The sequence below is a fragment of the Allobosea caraganae genome (genome assembly GCF_003351345.1).
Classification (GTDB): domain Bacteria; phylum Pseudomonadota; class Alphaproteobacteria; order Rhizobiales; family Beijerinckiaceae; genus Allobosea; species Allobosea caraganae.
In genome coordinates this window covers 46,854-63,703 of sequence record NZ_QQTO01000019.1, presented here as the reverse complement: position 1 = coordinate 63,703, position 16,850 = coordinate 46,854, and the positions used below count along the sequence as shown (strand labels likewise).

Sequence of the window (16,850 nt, the reverse complement as noted above, 5' to 3'; positions counted from 1 at the left end):
AGATCCTTTGGGTTCGAGAGGCGCGGCGTCAGAAGGCCGAGGCCTTGGCCAGCGCCGCAGCGTGGATCGGAATGATCAGGCCCTCGATCGCAGCCTGCTGCTGGGCGCCGAAGACGTCGCGCTCATCGACCGAGGCCGAGATGTTCGGGCGATCGACCGAGATCTTGATCGCGTTGCAGCTGTCGACGAAGAAGGTCCCGACGACGCGCTCGGCAGGCAGGCCGAGGATCTCCGCCACGCTCTCCTTGCGGAAGACGTTCGAGCGCAGCGCGGCCTCGTAGTTCTCGCCGGAGGTGAAGATGATGTCGAAGGTCAGCCGGTTGATGCCAGCGTCCTTGCTGCGGATCACTACCGCCATGTCGAGCAGGCGGTGGGTTCCGATGGCAGGCCCCGGCGGCGGCGCGTCGGCGATCAGCGAGAGCGTGCGGTCGTCGAGGCTGCCGGCATACCCGGTCTCGCCGATGTCGAAATAGCGCGCGCGGGTCGTGCCGTCCGCTTGCCAATCGGCACCATTGGCGCGGAAATAGCTGATCGGGAACATCTCGTCCTTGATCACCTCCTCGTTCTGCAGGAGGTGGTAGAGCGACCAGGCGTAGGCGTCGGGCGCATCGAGCGCGAGCAGCGATGACGGCTTGAAGGCGACGAGCTTGCGAAGCCGGTCGATCTCCTCGCGGTGCAGAAGCTCCAGCTTCTGCACATCGCGCTCGACGGTCCGCAGCAGGATGGCCGGGGCGGATGCGTCGGCTTCGACGATCTCGTAGCTCGCCTGCGCGAGCGCGTCCGGGAACTCGTCTTCGATCAGCTTGATGACGGCGGCCTTGATCGCCGGATAGTTGGCGAAGAAGACCGGGTCGCGCGTGCCGCTCGGCACGATGGCGCCGAAGGAGCCGTCCTCGCGCTGGAAGCTGACCAGGTTCGGCGAGAGCGGATAGGCGATGTTGCCCGCAGTCGCCTTGCGCCCGGGATAGCCGTAATGGATCAGGTAATGGGTCAGCAGGCTGGCGAGCAACACCGCGGCCTCCTGCGTCGCGGCGCGGGTTTCGACGATGAGGCCGAGTTCGCGCTCCGAAGAGCCTACCGGTCGCACTTGGACGCCGTTTCGGCCGTAGACCAGCACGTCGTCCGGGATCTCCGGCAGGTCGGCCGGATCGATATGGATCAGCGAGACCTTGCGCCGGCCGAGCCTGCGGGCGCCTTCGAGCTTGATGCTCCAGGGCCAGGGCTTTCCGGAGCGGATGAAGCGGCTGTTGCGGATGCCCGCCGTGCGGGCATCGCGGGAGAAGAACTCGGTCTTCTCCATCGCCAGGATGCCTTCCGGATAGAATTGCAGCTGCGGATGGCTCTCCTCGTAGAGCGAATGCGCCGCGATCGAATAGGCGGTGCAGCGCCGGGCCAGGTTGGGCGCGGTGAAGAGCGCTGTGCCGTCATCGTAGATCTCGGCGACGAGGCAGTCCGACGGCGAGCCCGGATCGCAGGCGAGCGCACCGCATTCGAGCACGTGCCCGACATGGTAGGCGAGGCCCGGATCGATGCCGCGCCGGATCATGTCCGAGGCGAAGAGCGCGATGTCGCAGGAGCGGCCGGCGAGAATGTACTGCGCCCCGTCCTCCAGCGCCGTGGTCAGCGGATGGATGCCCATCTGGCCGACGATCGTGCTTTCGCGCAGGGCGTCCTCGCTGAGTTCGGGACCGAGTCCCGTCGGTAGCAGCCTGCCGGCCCGAAACTCCTTGATCACGGTCTCCGGATCGAGCTCGGCGCCGATCGTCGCGACCTTCACATCCGTGACGCCAAGCTCCGCGAAGACCTCCTTGGCGATGCCGACCATGAGGTCGAGATTGCGGTTGCCGCCGGCCATGCCGCTGCTGCCGAGGATGACGGGACAGCCGAGCCTCGAGCCGGCCTCGACCATGTGGCGATAGTCCGCCTTCACCGCCTCGGTCTCGAAATACTCCGTCCCGGTGCCGAGATAATACGGGCCCGCATCCATCGAGCCGCCATCCGAGATGATCGCATCGACCCGGCCGACAAGAGCGGCCTCGAGCGATTCCTTGGGATAGCCATATCCGAGGGCGCCGCAGGCGGAGACGACGCGGTAGATGAGCTTGGCCATAGAGAACTCCTTTATGGGTCAAGGAGCAGGCCGTCCGGCCGTGCCCCGCGAAATCTGGCGGGACAATTGTCGAAACCGGGCTTCAGGAAAAATATTACTTCGATATGCGCGTATCGGCGCCGCTTATGGCTGGCTGCCGCCGATCCAGGTCGTGCCCGCTGGGCGAGTCTGCTGAAGATGATCATGGATGATCTGGATCAGCGCGCCGCGCACCGCCTCGCCGGCATGCGTCAGCGGATAGTCACTCGACGAGATGATCGAGGCGGTCAGGTGCAGCGGTGGTTCGATCAGGATCGGCTGGGCGAGGCCGCTGCCTGCGGACTGGTCGAGAGCCCCCATCGGAATGATGGTGGCGCCGATGCCCGTGCGGACTGCGGATAGCAGGCCCGAGAACTGATCCGCCTCGACCATGATGGCCGGCCGCAGCCCCGCCGCGTCGAAGACGCGGTCCAGCATGCGCCGCGTGACATTGGCCTGGTCCGGCAGCACCAGTGGAAGCCTTGCCAGTTCGGCGAGCGAGATGACGGCGCCCGGGACGTTCGTCGTCTGGCTGGGGACGAGGTAGAGCCTCTGCCGGAAGAGGAGCTTGCGCGCAAAGGCCGGCACCATCTCGTCCTCGAAGACGAGCGCCATGTCGAGGGAATGAGACTCCACGCGGGCGCGGATCGTCTCGCTGTCGGCGACCGCGAGCTTGAGGGTCACCCTCGGCAGATTGGCTCGGCAGGTATCGACGATGCGGCCCGCGAGGCTCGCGGCCAGCGTCGACGACATGCCGAGCCCGACCGTTCCCACCGCTTCGCCGCTGCTCGAGCGCACGATGCCGGGAAGCTGCGCCATCTGCCGCAGGATCGACGAAGCCTCGCGATAGAGGACCTCGCCCGCAGCGGTGGGGCGAACGCCACGAGCGCTGCGCTGCAGCAGGCTCAGCCCGAGCTTTTCCTCCAACTCCGCGATCTGCTGGCTGAGGGCAGGCTGCGCGACATGGATCGTCGTGGCCGCGCGCGAGAAGCTGCCCGCCTCGACGATGCTCACGAAGTAGCGCAGGTGACGTAGCTGCATGCGAAAGACCAGCTCGTTCGAACACAGTCCGATCGCGACATGCCGGATCGCTGTTACTCGATACAAGCTTGCAGTTCAGTGCAATATCAAGCGCAAAGCGGCTCATCAATCCAATCCAGGCCGGCATCTCGATGGCCGGTGCCGTATGAGAGCGGATTCGGATAAAATGCATCGAGCGAGGGTAAACGCTGACGACGGAGCCTGAAGACAGTATTCATCTGGCCTGATCCCGGTGGATGCAGCAGAAATACTTGAAAGCAGACGCTCCCAAGGGCCACAACAGGCCAAATGAGCACATCGGACAACAGATCAGCCTCTTTAGAGGGGGCCTCTATCGTGGCGTATTGCCCTAAACTGGTCGATGTGTTTGAGTCGAGCCCTTCCAGCCGACGCGCGCGAAGCTGCTTCAGCACGCCGATTTCAGAGAAATACGCTCAAGCGCTTGATTCGAAACTAAAATCCCGGAGCCGATTTTGCGCGCAGTTTCCGAGGTTTCTTCACGATTCAAGAAATGGATTGTGCAGGAACCACTGAAATTGCGAAATGGCCATTCTACGGGCAAAACGGCTCGCCCGCGCAATATGCCTTGAGAGCTCAGCGCATCAACCCTGAAATTCTTTGGGCCGGCGCGCAATAAATATGAAATGAGCCAGCCCGGGCGCCAATACAGAAGGGCCGCCGCATATTGCGACGGCCTGCCCACCGGTGATTCTAGGCGTTAGAAAGATACAACAATCTACGGCGCTTCGCCCTTCCGGAGCCTTGCTAGCCGCAGCCGGGCCTTTCCAAGCAGTGGCACAGGAGCGCAAGAAGCTCATCGTCGCCATGTCGGGCTTCCCGCCCGCGTTGGAGCCGGTCATTTCCAATCACACCGGCGCACGGCGCATCATGCCGCAGATCTTCGATACGCTGGTCGCACTCGATCATGCGAAGAACATGGCGCTGCGCCCAGCGCTCGCCGAGCGTTGGGAACGCGTGAGCGATCGCGCCGTCCGCTTCTATCTGCGCAAGGGCGTGACCTTCCACGACGGCAGCCCGTTCACGGCCGATGACGTCGCCTTCTCGCTTGGCCTGGACCATGTGCTTGGCCCAGGCAGGTCGGGACGCTCCATTGCGATCCAGACCCTCGAAACGCTTGATCGCATCGAGGTCGTCGACAGCCACACCGTGATCGTTCATGTCAACGGCATCGACACGCAGTTGGAGCAGCGCCTCACTGCCTGGGGCGCCGAGATCGTCAGCAAGCGCGCCTTCGATGCCGCCGGTTCCTGGGACAAGTGGATCGCCGCCCCGGTCGGCACAGGCCCCTACAAGCTCGTCAGCCAGAAGCTCGACATCAACGTCGTCCTCGCCGCCCATGACGGCTACTGGGGCGGCAAGCCGCCGTTCCCAGGCATCGAATACAAGATCATCCCAGAGCTCGCCTCGCGCGTGAACGGCCTGATCACGGATCAATACGACATCGTCACCGACGTGGCGCCGGACCAGTTCCCCGACATCCAGGGCCGCAGCAACCTCGAGGTCGTCGGCGGCGCGGTTCAGAACATCCGCTGTCTGGCGATCGACCAGACCACGCCCATTCTCAAGGACCCGGGCCTGCGTCGGGCGCTCAGCCTTGCCATCGACCGCAAGCTGCTTGTCGAGGCGCTCTGGCAGAACCGCGTCCCATTGGTGAACGGTTTCCAGTTGCCGAGCTTCGGCGAAGGCTATGTCGCCGATTTCGAGGCTCCCGGCTACGATCCGGAACTGGCCCGCAAGCTGATCAAGGCCAGCGGCTACAAGGGCGAGGAGATCGTCTACCGCCTGCTCAACAACTACTACACGAACCAGGTCTCAGGCGCGCAGATCATGCTGGAGATGTGGAAGGCGGTCGGCCTCAACGTGAAGATCGAGATGCTGGAGAACTTCACGCAGGTCTGGAGCAAGCCGGTCCACGCCATCTACGACATCTCCTCGACCGCGGTCTTCCCCGATTATCTCGGTCATGCCTGGCGCGAGCTCGGGCCGAAAGGCACGTTCCCTCAGCTCGGTACATGGAGCAACGCGGAGCATTTCGCCCTCGGCGCCAAGCTGCGCGATACGATCGAGCCCGCCGAGCGCCGCAAGATCATCAGGCGGATGCTCGACATCATTCATATCGAGGATCCGGCCGTGGTGCTCCTGCACGCTTCCGGCCAGTTCTACGGCAAGCGCAAGGACGTGCCCTGGATGCCGGGCCTGACGCTCGATCTCAACTTCGGTCCCTTCAACGCGGCCTTCGCCAAGGGCTGAGTAACGGCAATCCGGCACGGCGCGGTCTACCCGCGCCGTGCGGGACAAATCCACGCCATAACGGCAGGCACTCCATGACCAGATCCACCGATCACGTCGTCATCTGCGTCTTCGACGGCCTCCGGCCCGAGTTCGTCACTCGGGAGCGGACGCCCAATCTCGTCCGTTTCGCCGAAAGCGGCACCTGGTTCCGCGAGGCGCGCAGCATCTTCCCCTCGGAGACCCGTCCGGCCTCGGCCTCGATCGCAACCGGGGCGCCACCGAGCATCCATGGCGTCATCGGCAATTATTTCGGCATTCCGGAAGTCGGGAACAAGGTTCTCGAGTTCCGCAGCCTCACCGAGATCGCACGGGTGGAAGAGCGTTCTGGCCGGCCCCTGGTCGATGCGGAGACTTTTGCCGACGTGCTGGCGCGGCATGGCCGAAAACTGGCCGTGGTCCATACGGCCTCGCCGGCCGCGACCTTCATGATGAATCCGCAGGCGGCACGCAACGGACACTGGACCTTCTCGATTCACGGCCGAGACGCGAGCGTAACGCCCGAAGCGGTCGACGAGGCTATTGCCCGTTTTGGCCCATTGCCGGAGCGGGATTTGCCGCGCTTCGCCGAGATCGACTATGCCGAACGCGTCTTCCGTGAACATGTCCTGGAACGCATAAAGCCCGACGTGGCGCTGCTCTGGTTCAACGAGCCCGACACCTCGTCCCATTATCGTTTCCTGGGATCCGACGAGACGCTAAGCGTGCTGAAGGCCGTGGATGAGGCCTTCGGACGGGTCCTTGGCTGGATCGAGGAACAATCGGACGACGAACGCTATACGATCATCGTGGCCTCCGACCATGGCCATATCACCACGACCGATACTGTCCCGCTACACGACCTGCTACGCACGGTGGGGCATGAAAGCTGTCGCCCCGAGGAGCCGATCTTCACCGGGACGCAAATCTCGGTGACGCGCGGCAATACGGGCGAGATTCGCATCACCGAGGGCGGCATTGCCCGCCGCGACGAGATTGCCCGTTGGTTGATGGAGCAGGACTTCCTCGGCATGCTGTTCTCGCCGGGCGGAAATGGTATCGAGGGTGACGTGCCCGGCACCTTCTCGCTCTCGCTGGTCGGTTTGAACCACGCCCGCGCGCCGGATCTCGTCTATGTGCTGCGCTCGTTCGACGACAAGGATGTCTGGGGAAATCCGGGCATCAGCTTCATCACGCCCGACTACCTCCCCGCAGGAGGTAGCATGCATGGCGGGCTCAGCACGCACGAGCTCAACACCGTCCTGATCGGAGCTGGCCCGCACTTCACCGGCGGCGTCAGCGATCATCGCGCCTGCGGCATCATCGATATCGCGTCAACGGTGCTCGCCGCGTTCGGCCTGCCGCCCGCCGCGACGATGAGCGACCGCTCGCTGCTGGAAGCGTCATCGGAGAGGCGTGGCCCCGTCGTGCACGAGGTCGGAATCGGCCGCTTCCGTCAGCGCCTGACGAGCGTGGATCGCGGCCGTTCGCGCATCCTGTTAGGTGGCGGGCGTATCGCCTAACGTTAGCGTTGAGAGCGTGCGGCCCCGTAGCATCCCACAGCTGTTGGCCCTTAGCCGACGTCGAGCGCGTCCGCATTCGGGCAATTCAGCCGGCTTTGCAAACCTGTCCGGGCAAGCCGATAGATCCCTCATTGCCCGATTGAGCCCAGCGGGGACATCCAAACGCCGAAGCGCTCCATCTGCCGTCCGCAACTCAGGAGAATATCGTGAGTTAATCCGATTCCCGATAGTGAAGCCATTCGCGTGTGCCCGCCGCGCAACGCGCTCCTAAAAACAGATCCACTCTCGTGCAGGACAATTCAGGGTCCCGCCCAGCCCAAGACGCCGTTCCGGTCTGATGCGATAGCTGCCCAAACAGCACGCTAAGCGACTGTCGAGTCGAGGGAATTTTGAATGGCTACGCAAGAGAACGAAGGTCGCAAGGCCATTGCCATGGCCTTTGAGCCGCGTTCGAACGGGATTCGCCGCCTGCTGACCTCCGCCTCCGTCCTCGCGCTGGTGCTGTCGGGTTCATTGCCCGTGCCGGGCACGGCCCTGGCGGCGGAATGGACGGGCACCACCGCCGACTGGTTCACCGCCGGAAACTGGAGCACAGGCGCGGTTCCGACATTGAGCGACAATGCGGACATCGTCCCAGCTCTGAATTACGCAAATATCAACGGCGCGGTGAACGCAGTCGCAAACAACGTGACGGTGGGTGTCGCCCCCGGCGGCCTGGGCGGACTGGGCATCACTACCGGCGCCACGCTGAGCAATTATCTTGGCTATATCGGTTATCAGTCTGGCTCCAATGGCTTGGTGGAGTTGGTCGCGGCTGCGAACTGGATCAACAGCTCTTCGCTCTATGTCGGCTACGACGGCACGGGCCGGCTGAAGATAGAGGGAGGCAGCAAGGTCACCGATATCATGGGCTACGTGGCGTATTCTGCGGGCTCGACCGGGACTGTTGTGATCAATGGTGCCAACTCGGTCTGGCAGAACACCTCCGGTATCGTGGCCGGACAGGAAGGCTCGGGCACGCTGACGGTTTCCAGCGGCGGCTCGGCGCAGGCAGGCGGCACCTTCATCGGTCTCATGGCAGGCTCAGAGGGTACAGCGACCATCGACGGCGCCGGCTCGACCCTGATCAACAGCGTCAGCCTTACGGTCGGCGATGCCGGCACGGGCACGCTGATCGTTTCGGATGGCGGCGTCGCCACGAACGTCACAGGCATTGTTGGCAATGCGGTGGGAGGCATCGGCACAGCAACGGTCGATGGCGCAGGATCGACGTGGACCAATACTGGCTTTCTCTATGTTGGGCTTTACGGCGCGGGCGCGCTGACAGTTTCGAATGGTGGCACTGTCAGCAATAGCTCTGGCTCGATTGCCACGAACGTCGGTTCCAGCGGCACGGTAACGGTGACTGGTGCGGGCTCGACCTGGACTAATAGCTTCAATCTGGGCGTCGGCGATTCGGGCAGCGGCACGCTAAATATCCTGAACGGCGGCAGCGTCAGCAACGTCCTTGGCGCTCTCGGTGGGCTTGCCGGTGGCTCGGGCACGGCGACCGTTGACGGCGTGGGCTCGACTTGGACAAACGCCGGCGCCCTCTTCGTCGGCAACGCCGGTATAGGAAGGTTGACGGTTTCTAACGGCGGCATGGTCACCAATTCGACCGGCACCATCGGAGCAAATGGGGGCTCGACCGGCACAGCAACGGTCGATGGCGTAGGATCGACGTGGACCAATACTGGCTTTCTCTATGTTGGGCTTTACGGCGCGGGCGCGCTGACAGTTTCGAATGGTGGCACTGTCAGCAATAGCTCTGGCTCGATTGCCACGAACGTCGGTTCCAGCGGCACGGTAACGGTGACTGGTGCGGGCTCGACCTGGACTAATAGCTTCAATCTGGGCGTCGGCGATTCGGGCAGCGGCACGCTAAATATCCTGAACGGCGGCAGCGTCAGCAACGTCCTTGGCGCTCTCGGTGGGCTTGCCGGTGGCTCGGGCACGGCGACCGTTGACGGCGTGGGCTCGACTTGGACAAACGCCGGCGCCCTCTTCGTCGGCAACGCCGGTATAGGAAGGTTGACGGTTTCTAACGGCGGCATGGTCACCAATTCGACCGGCACCATCGGAGAAAATGGGGGCTCGACCGGCACGGCAACGGTCGATGGAGTCGGCTCGACCTGGACCAACACCGTAGACCTCACGGTCGGCGACACAGGCACCGGCACGCTGAACATCACGAATGGCGGCGTGGTCAGCAACGTCCTGGGCTCCATCGCGGCCAACACCGGCTCGCGCGGCACGGTCACGGTTAGCGGCAACGGGTCGACATGGACCAACAGCGGCAATCTCAATATCGGCGGTTCCGGCGCGGCCACTCTCGTCGTCTCGAACGGCGGCGCGGTCAGCGATGTCGTCGGCTATATCGGCCTCGGCTCGGGAGCCGTCGGCTCTGCGACGGTCGATGGCGCGGGCTCGAGCTGGGCCAACGCGGCTTTGGCCGTCGGCTATAGCGGCACGGGTGCTCTGGCCGTCACGAATGGTGGCTCTGTCAGCTCCGGTCAGAGCGTCATCGGCGTCAATGCAGGTTCCAGCGGCACCGCGACCATCAGCGGCGCGGGCTCTGCCTGGATCAACAGTGCCGATCTCAGGGTCGGCCAGTCCGGCGCTGGCACGCTGAACATTGCCAGTGGCGGCTCTGTGAGCAACGCATCAGCCGCTCTAGGCTTCAATGTCGGCTCCAGCGGCACCGTCACGGTAGACGGCGCGGGCTCGAACTGGACCAGTAGCATACTCTATGTCGGCTATGGTGGCGTAGGCGCGCTCACCATCTCGAACGGAGGCGTGGCCGCCGATGCTGCGGGCCTGGTCGGTTTCCAGGTGGGATCCAGCGGCGCTGTGACGGTCTCCGGCGCGGGCTCGCTCTGGTCTAACGCCGCCAACCTTGTCGTTGGCGACCTCGGCACCGGCGCGCTGACGATCGCGAATGGCGGCGCGGTTTCGGCCGGCGGCTTCGTCATGCTGGCGGCGCAGGCGGGTTCGGCCGGCACGCTCAACATCGGCGGCGCGGCCGGATCGTCGGCAGAGGCTCCGGGCACGTTGAACGCGGCCTCGGTCCAGTTCGGCGCAGGTACCGACTCGGTCAACTTCAACCATACCAGCGCGAGCTATGTTTTCGCGTCGGTTATCAACGGCGTCGGCTCGGTCAACCAGATCGCCGGTACGACGATCCTGACCGCCGCCGACAGCTATACCGGCAGCACCACGATCACCGGCGGCACGCTACAGCTCGGCAATGGCGGCACGACAGGCTCGATCCTGGGCGACGTCGCCAATAGCGGCACGCTCGCCTTCAGCCGCTCCGATGTCGTCACGTTCGGCGGCGGCGTCTCCGGCAGCGGCCGCCTGAGCCAGCTCGGTTCCGGCACGACGATCCTGACCGCCACCAACAGCTATACCGGGGGCACCACGATCGCTGGCGGCACGCTGCAGATCGGCAATGGCGGCACGGTCGGCACGATCCAGGGCAATGTCGCCAATAGCGGCACGCTCGCCTTCGACCGCTCCGACATTGTCGGCTTCACCGGTGCCATCTCCGGCAGCGGCCGCCTGAGCCAGCTCGGCTCCGGCACCCTCGTCCTGACCGGGGCCAACAGCTATGCAGGCGGCACCACGATCGCTGGCGGCACCCTGCAGATCGGCGATGGCGGCGCGACGGGTTCAATCCTGGGCGACGTCGCCAATAGCGGCACACTCGCCTTCAACCGATCCGGCGTCGTCACGCTCGGCGGCGTTGTCTCCGGAAGCGGCCGCCTGATCCAGCAGGGTTCCGGCACGACGGTCCTGACCGGCGCCAACAGCTATACCGGCGGAACGACGATCGACACGGGCGTCCTGATCGGCTCGGCCACGAGCTTCGGCTCGGGCAAGATCGTCGACAACGCCACGCTCGTCATCGACCAGGCTATGGATGCGGCCTTCGGCAATGTGATCGAGGGGGCTGGTTCCTTCACCAAGCGCGGGGTCGGATCGCTCGATGTCACCGGTGTCAGCGCATTGTCGGGCCCGACGACGGTCGAAGCCGGCCGGCTGGCTGTGAACGGCTCGCTGGCGAACTCGGTGGTGACGATCTCGGGCGGCGGCATCCTGGGCGGCAACGGCACGGTCGGCGGCATCCTCGCCAATGCCGGTGGCATCGTCGCGCCGGGCAACTCGATCGGCACGCTCAATGTTGCGGGCAATATCACCCAGGCGGCGGGCTCGACCTATCAGGTCGAACTGACCTCGACGGGTCAGTCGGATCGCATCAATGCGACTGGCACCGCGACGATCGCCAATGGCGCCGCCCTCAGCGTGATCAAGATCGATGCGGCGCCCTATGTCATCGGCACGCGCTATACGGTGCTGCAGGCCAATGGAGGTGTGACCGGGAGCTACTCGCTGGCCAATAACGGCGCTTTCTCCGCCTTCCTCGGGCTCGTCGGCAGCTACGACGCGACGCATGCCTATCTCGATGTGACGAGGACGAAGTCGTTCGCTTCGGTCGGCCATACGCGTAATCAGATCGTCACCGGCATGGCTTCGGAAGCTCTCGGCAGCGGCAACGCGCTCTATGACGCCGTCCTGAGCATCCCGACGGAAGCCCAGGCCCGGGCGGCCTTCGACCAACTCTCGGGCGAGGTGCATGCCTCGGCCAAGGGCGTGATGATCGAGGACAGCCGGTTCCTCCGCGAGGCCACCATCGACCGACTGCGCTCCGCCTTCGACGGTGTCGGCGTGGTCTCGGCGCCGGTGACGACCTATGTCGATGGCAAGCCCGTGCTCGCGCCGGCCACGACGGATCGCTTCGCGGTCTGGGGGCGCGGCTTCGGCTCCTGGGGATCGGTCAAGGGGGACGGCAATGCCGCCACTATCAAGCGCGATCTCGGCGGCTTCTTCATCGGCGCCGACGGCCTCGTCGCGGAGAGCTGGCGCATCGGCATGACCGGCGGCTACAGCCGCTCATCCTTCAAGGTCGATGGCCGCACCGCATCGGGCTCGAGCGACAACTACCATGTCGGCCTCTATGGCGGCACGAACTGGGGCAATCTCGCCTTCCGTTCCGGCCTTGCCTATACGCGGCACGACGTCTCGACCAGCCGCACCATCGCCTTCTCCGGCTTCGGCGATGCGCTCAGAGGCGACTATAGCGCGGGCACGGCGCAGGCCTTCGGCGAGCTCGGCTATCGCATCAAGGCTGGTCAGTCCGCCTTCGAGCCCTTCGCCAATCTTGCCTATGTCAACCTCGACACCGACGGCTTCACCGAGAAGGGCGGGGTAGCGGCGCTTACCAGCCAGGGCAGCAATACCGGCGTGACCTTCAGCACGCTCGGCCTGCGCGCCTCGACGGACATTGCCCTCGGTAACGGTGTGGCCGTGACGGCACGCGGGATGATCGGCTGGCGCCACGCCTATGGCGAGACCACGCCGGCCTCGGCCATGACCTTCTCAGGCGGGTCGTCCTTCAGCATCGCTGGGGTGCCCATCGCGAGGGACACCGCCGTCGTCGATGTCGGGCTCGACCTTAACATCACCCCCGATGCCACGCTGGGCCTCTCCTATGGCGGACAGTTCGGATCTGGCCTCACCGACCAGACTCTCCGCGGCAACCTCAACGTCAGGTTCTGACGGCCGCATGGATCATGAGACGATCCAGTTGGTTCAGGAGAGCGTCAAGAAGGTCGCCCCGTTGCCGACGAGGTCGGGGCGGCTTTCCATGCACGGCTCTTTGAGACCCGTCCTGCCTTGAGACCCAGGTTCGCGGAGGATGTGCGGTCTCAAGCCACGCCCGATGGGATGAAGCTCATCTTCCACGTCTGCACCGGCGATATCAGTCGATGCCGCGCCTGATCGATTCCGACATCAGCTCTCATTCTTGGCCTCGCTCGGCGTCATGCCGAACCGACGCCGGAAGGTGCGGTTGAAATAGGAGATGTCGCTGAATCCGACCGCCATCGCGATTGAACTGATGGCCCGGTCGGAGAGACGCTGATCGCGGAGCATGGCGAAGGCGCGCGCAAGGCGCACACCCAGCACGTATTCGGAAAAGCTCAAGCCCTCCGTCTGAAGCAGCTTGCGCACATAATTGGCGGAAATGCGCAACGGCAGCGCGACCGTCTCGGCAGATAGATTGTCACGGCCGAGTTGAACGAGGACTTCGCTCTTGACTGCGCGCAGACGCGCTGCGCGCACGCCGCGTTCGGCCAGGAACTCCCGAGCATCGTTGCGTGCTCCCAGCAGTACGGCCACCAGATCGCGCAGATGCTGGGCGACAGCGCCCTGCAGCTCCGGCGAGGCCGTTTCGCCGAGCGCCATGGCGCTCTTGGCGTAATCTACCAGCAGGCGCAGGGCATCGGCTTCAGGGGTGAACGGGCGCATGAGAGCCGAGCCGATATCGCCCACATAGGGCATGATCGACGCCTTCGGCACTGCGATGCTCAGCAGAACACCGTCATCTTCCAACGTGTGGCTGGCGAGTTCGGCCGATGACATCAGCACGGCGCCGCCTTCCGGAATCGTCTCTTCGCGGCCGAGCTGGCGGGCCTGGGAACGGCCTTTGGTGGTGACGGCGAGGAGCAGCGAGTCGGATGCCGTCTGGAGGAGCGGGCGTGTAATGCTGGTGCGCGTCGCCGATCGAGACCCGAGCACGACATTCGCTCCCGGCAGGGCGCGCAACACGACGTCGGCGCGAAACGGCTCATCGCTGAGCGGTTCGATATCCACGTTGAAGAGGTGCCGGCTATAGATTTCCCGCCAGATAGCGAAGCGATCGCGTCCGGCGTGGTTGTCGGTCGAAAAGCGCACCTGCCCGGCGCGTGCCGGGGGCATGTGACAGGTCCGATGCGAGCCGTTGCTCAACGTAGAAACCGCGGAGCACTGCCTTGATTATATGTTGCCTTCGTCAGGGGCATCCCCATTCTACAAAATGGCGCCGTCTTCAAGGCAATTCCTCCGCCAGATACAATGGCCAGAATATCATTTTCAGTCGCACGGTGGTCACTATTTCAGGTCAGCTAGCGTCTATCCTGGATTTTTTGCAATATTACGTTTGGTGAGATTGGATGAAAATTGCCTGAAAATCCGATTTGTTCCAGCGTGGGACAATTCGAAGTCACATTCAGTCCAAGATGCCACGTCAGTCGGATGCGATAGCTTTCCGCACAAGCGGAGACGGACTGCTGCGTCGAGGAAACTTGGTATCAGCGTGCAGAAACTGAACGTAGTGACGTTGCCTCTCGGGGCTGATCCGGTTTGAAGTTCGTTCTGGCCATTGAGAGGACAAGAACATGAAGCGCAATGTTCTTTTCCACGGCTTGCGTCTTGCTGGCCCACTCTTCAAGAGAGGTTATGATGAGCTTTGTGCAAAGCATTTCGATTCCGTCAGTCGGGAGCCCACATGAAGGCTCCCAGCGCTCCGCTATCTTCCGGGAATCGCCCACCCGTTGCTTTTCGGCTGTGTTCGCCATCATCCGCTTTCTATGGCGAAGCATGCAGTCCAGTCCTCGAATCACACCCAGTGACCTCCGCGACATCGGCCTGCTGCCGGAGCAGAGTCCCAATTCACCGCTATGGAGACATGGCAGGATCATGTGGCGGCCGTAAATTGTGGCGATCTGGGGAGCGCCGCAATCGACCAGCCGCGCCCCCAATCCCTCAAGTCGCGCGCCTCCAATCCGCTATTGGGCGGGAACAGAAGTCAGCCCCGTTTTCAGCGATGTCTGCTTCCCGGCAACGTCCCAATGTCTGCTCCTGGCGCGACCACGAATGAAGCCTCGTGGCGCCAACCCGCCTCCAGACTGACCATCAATTGCGTCCGCCGAGCTGTCCAACAGCCTCTTTGACCGCCTCGACACAGAGCGAGCGCAACCATTTGTAGAGCGGACTAGCCGCAAACCGCTCATGCCCAACCCCAAACACAGAATAGCGCAGCAGTTTCAAAGGCAGTTCGCTGATTTCCAAATCGAAGTCCGCAGCATGCTTTAACGCAATGCGCCGGGGGACGACCATCAGCAGGTCTGCGTCGCGGACGATCGACATGGCCGAGAGAAAATAAGCGCTACGCATGACCACATGGCGCCTGAGGCCTTGCGCGGCCAGTGCATCGTCGACAGGGCTGCCGATCGCGTCGGTCCGGCTTACGAGGATCGCGGGCCGGCGCACCAGATCGTCGATCGTCAGAGGGCCGGCGGCCTCGGCTTTCCGTGCCGACACGGCGACGAAGTCGTCCTCGTAAAGCTTCTGGATGCGAAGGCCCATATCCGACAGCGGCGGATCGACACCAATGGCAAAATCGCACGCGCCGGATGCGAGCTGGTCGGCAATGCGCGTGCTTTCCCATGAGACGATGCTGATGCTGGCGCGTGGCGCCTGCTCCGCGAAGCGGCGCAGAAGCGCCGGCGCTACGATGCTCAAGGTGAGATCGCGTGCGGCGATCACGCAACGGCGGGTCAGGGCCTGCGGCTCGAAGGCTTCCCGCAATCCCGACACGTCCTCGATCTGGCGCAGGACGGAGCCGACCGGCTCCTGAATGCTGGCCGCGAAAGGCGTCAGCACCATCCCGCGCCCCCGGCGAAGCAGGAGTTCGTCGCCGAAATGCCGGCGCAGCCCGGCTAGTACGTGGCTGATCGCCGACTGGGTGAGCCCGAGTGCGCTGCCGGTCACGCTGAGGCTGCGGGTCTGCAACAGGCTGTGCAGCACCTCGATCTGGGTCGTGGAGAGCGATCGCCCATGCTGTTCACTCATATGGGCACGCCCCCCAAACATCATGCCACACTCTATGAATCGGCTTCATACTTATATGAGGCCAATGAATTTGATAGGTCCCCCGGTGTCATCTAGGCATCGCCGCCATTCCATGGCGGGAGCCACAGATGACCCATGTGACGCACGTCTTCACCGCTCCGGAAGCGGCCTTCCTCGTCAACTCCTTCATCCTGGAGGGGGACGAGAGCATCGTCGTGATCGACGCGCAGTTTCTGGTCTCCAGTGCACGCGCCCTGCGCCGGCAGATCGATGCGATCGGCAAGCCAATCGCAGCCCTGATCCTCAGCCATCCTCATCCTGACCACTACAACGGTGCAGCGGTCCTTCTCGACGGATTGGGCAAGGTGCCGGTGCTGGCAACGTCGGCGACTGCCGAAGGAATTCGTGCGACGGCCGAGGCGAAGCGCCTGTACTGGACGCCACATTACGGGACAGATTATCCACGGCGCTTCGTCTACCCCGACCGGATCATCGCCTCCGGCGAGACATTGCGGTTCGGTGGCATCGAGCTCGTCGTCGACGATCTCGGGCCGAGCGAAGCCAGCGACAACGTCGCTCTTTTCACTCCTCGAACCGGCGAGCTCTTCGCCTCCGATCTCGTCTATTCCGCCTGCCATCCGTGGCTTGCGGAAGGCCGCGCAGCTCTGTGGTTGGCGCAGCTCGATGGGGTCGCCAAGCGCTACGCGGATGTGGCGCGCGTCCATGCCGGACACGGCCCGTCCGGCGCAATCGAGCTGCTGGATGCCCAGCAACGCTACATCGTCGATTTCGAGGACCTCGTCCGCTCGCGTATTGGCCCCGCCGGGTCGGTCGGAGCGGCGACGGCCGAGATCCACGCCATCATGGTCGAGCACTATCCGGGCTACCCGCTCGAATTCCTGATCGATTTCAACGCGGCTGCGATCGCTTCGGCGATGAGCGCGGCCGCCTGAGCCTGCCTGTGGTTCTCGGCTGGCCCAGGAGCAACCTCGGGTGCAGCCATAAGCAGCGCCGATACCCGCATAGCGAAGCGATATTTTTCCTCTTGCCCGGTTTGCGACACATGTCCCGCCAATCACGGGGGGGCATGCGACGAC

General features: G+C 63.9%; 9 protein-coding genes. 4 read left to right on the top strand and 5 right to left on the bottom strand.

All coding sequences use genetic code 11. The features are described 5' to 3' along the window. Window positions 1-28: 28 nt before the first annotated feature. The 3 genes from DWF00_RS08425 to DWF00_RS29030 form a co-directional block, all read right to left on the bottom strand. A complete protein-coding gene (locus tag DWF00_RS08425) occupies window positions 29-2,110 on the bottom strand; it encodes a DUF4387 family protein (RefSeq protein WP_114827161.1) in 2,082 nt (693 codons plus the stop codon). 123 nt (window positions 2,111-2,233) lie between these two features. Further along, window positions 2,234-3,235 (bottom strand): LysR substrate-binding domain-containing protein, encoded by a 1,002-nt coding sequence (locus tag DWF00_RS08420; RefSeq protein WP_245973801.1) that lies wholly within the window; start codon window positions 3,233-3,235, stop codon window positions 2,234-2,236. 20 nt (window positions 3,236-3,255) lie between these two features. Further along, window positions 3,256-3,582 carry a hypothetical protein gene (locus tag DWF00_RS29030; protein WP_147283614.1) on the bottom strand — a complete coding sequence of 109 codons (327 nt, stop codon included), beginning with the start codon at window positions 3,580-3,582 and terminating at the stop codon, window positions 3,256-3,258. 379 nt (window positions 3,583-3,961) lie between these two features. On the opposite strand from DWF00_RS29030, the gene DWF00_RS08415 reads away from it, so the two are divergent. From DWF00_RS08415 to DWF00_RS08405, 3 genes are all read left to right on the top strand, one after another. Continuing rightward, a complete protein-coding gene (locus tag DWF00_RS08415) occupies window positions 3,962-5,440 on the top strand; it encodes an ABC transporter substrate-binding protein (RefSeq protein WP_245973800.1) in 1,479 nt (492 codons plus the stop codon). A gap of 74 nt (window positions 5,441-5,514) precedes the next feature. Beyond that, window positions 5,515-6,981 (top strand): alkaline phosphatase family protein, encoded by a 1,467-nt coding sequence (locus tag DWF00_RS08410; RefSeq protein ID WP_114827159.1) that lies wholly within the window; start codon window positions 5,515-5,517, stop codon window positions 6,979-6,981. Between the two features lie 393 nt (window positions 6,982-7,374). Then, window positions 7,375-12,639 carry an autotransporter domain-containing protein gene (locus DWF00_RS08405; RefSeq protein WP_114853013.1) on the top strand — a complete coding sequence of 1,755 codons (5,265 nt, stop codon included), beginning with the start codon at window positions 7,375-7,377 and terminating at the stop codon, window positions 12,637-12,639. 234 nt (window positions 12,640-12,873) lie between these two features. On the opposite strand, the gene DWF00_RS08400 is transcribed toward DWF00_RS08405, so the two are convergent. Both DWF00_RS08400 and DWF00_RS08395 read right to left on the bottom strand, forming a co-directional pair. Continuing rightward, entirely contained in the window at window positions 12,874-13,839 is a 966-nt protein-coding gene (locus DWF00_RS08400; RefSeq protein WP_114827157.1) for an AraC family transcriptional regulator, read from the bottom strand. 975 nt (window positions 13,840-14,814) lie between these two features. Then, the gene (locus DWF00_RS08395; protein ID WP_181832451.1) at window positions 14,815-15,753 is read right to left on the bottom strand and encodes a LysR family transcriptional regulator; all 939 of its coding nucleotides are present in this window, start codon (window positions 15,751-15,753) and stop codon (window positions 14,815-14,817) included. 128 nt (window positions 15,754-15,881) lie between these two features. Between DWF00_RS08395 and DWF00_RS08390 the strand changes: the two genes are divergently transcribed. Further along, a complete protein-coding gene (locus tag DWF00_RS08390; protein ID WP_114827155.1) occupies window positions 15,882-16,706 on the top strand; it encodes an MBL fold metallo-hydrolase in 825 nt (274 codons plus the stop codon). Window positions 16,707-16,850 lie beyond the last annotated feature (144 nt).